2 protein-coding genes are annotated in these 1,483 nt (G+C 51.7%); both read right to left on the reverse strand.

Translation table 11 applies throughout. The features are described from left to right. Positions 1 to 359 precede the first annotated feature (359 nt). Positions 360 to 668: a hypothetical protein gene (locus FFS57_RS24935; protein ID WP_137940514.1), complete on the reverse strand. Its 309-nt coding sequence runs from the start codon at positions 666 to 668 to the stop codon at positions 360 to 362. An 11-nt stretch (positions 669 to 679) separates the two neighbouring features. Beyond that, positions 680 to 1,483, reverse strand: an 804-nt coding sequence (locus FFS57_RS24940) for an RHS repeat-associated core domain-containing protein (protein ID WP_283204939.1), incomplete at its 5' end; no start/stop codon positions are given.

Consider the following 1,483-nt stretch of genomic DNA (forward strand, 5'->3'; position numbering starts at 1 on the left):
GAACTGGATCGGTTTGCTGTTGGCGGTCTTGAGTGCCAGTTGCCCTTGGGCGTTGTAGAAGAAGCTGCTGACGCTCTGGTCGTTCTTCAGGGCGATGCGGGAACGACCAACAATACAGACCGCCAAGGCGGTACCGGAAGATTTGATTTTAAAGCGCACTACCAACCGTTTCAGTCAGCAAGCTGGCTACTAAAAAAGCAAGCCCGGCTAGGCCGGGCAAGGGGGATGACTTTATCGCAAGCCCGCTAACGGGTGATGAATCAGCCTGATCGGTCCACCCTGGAGAACCGGACCTGGGCCGACCGCGACCAGCCGCACAAGGCGGCTGGCGACAGATCAATCACGCTGACCCCATTTATTCAAAATTTATATTCAACAAGCTCCCCATCTTCTATAAATAACGATTTTTGAGGCTCAACCACAGAACATAGGTCTAAACAGACAATTTGATCCGCAAACTTTAAAGCTGACACTAAGTCAGCCACTTTAATGACCTCAGCACGAGATGAAACAACCTTTTGCCAGAGGTCCCCGAGTGCTTCACAGTTTGAAGAACAAAGCGTCTCAATATCTTTAAGTAGGCATGTAGATTCATTACCTAGTTCTGCAACTAGTACGTCGCATACAGCTCGTCCGGTTATAGGAAAAATATCAAGGGTTTTCTTCATGTGGATTCCTTTTACAATAATGGCTCCGCAGGGCCATGTTGCGGAGTTCCACCGGTTGGATTTGGAACATATCGGTGTTGGTGCGGATTTGGGTGATTCTTTGGGCGCCCATGGTCAGTAAAGTCGATATCTTTTACAGGTTTGCCGTTTGCATCAAATTCTCGACCTTGGTTATATTTACCCTTACGCCCGTCCTTTTGTCCAAGCTGCGTATGAGGGCCTTCAGCCTTGGGTTCTGGTGTGGGGTTGCCATTCTCATCGCGCGGTAGCTCACGATCTGGAAAACTACCTTCTGGAGCACCTCCCTCATTCATTATCCAATTACCCAGTTTATCCAGAGCCTCGCCACACGCATTTACTGTTTTCCGAACTGCCTCACGACATCCAGGTGTCAATGCGCAAAGTGCAGCAACTCCCGCCTCACATCCTCCCCCTGCACACCCCAGAGCAGGTATAACCAAAAACAACCCTTTGGGATCGGTTGCGCGAACAGGCAAACCACCCACATACCCATAAGTATTCACCCCCCCCTGCAACCCAATCGGATCACTCTGGATGTACCGCCCCGTCTCCGGATTATAGGTCCGATACCAGTTATGACTCAGCTTGATGCTGTTGTCCCAGTACTGCCCCGGGAAGCGCAGGTGGTACACGAACTGGCTGCCGTTCTTGTCCGCATCCTGATCCGGCAGGGTATTGCCAAAGGCTTCGCTTTCCCAACGCCAGGTCAGGCGTTTGTTGAACGCGTCGTAGATGGCGCGTGGGGTGTTGAGGTGGTCGGCGTAGACGTGGTAGATCAGCGGTTTGCTGGGGTC

The organism is Chitinivorax sp. B (assembly GCF_005503445.1).
Taxonomy (GTDB): Bacteria; Pseudomonadota; Gammaproteobacteria; order Burkholderiales; family SCOH01; genus Chitinivorax.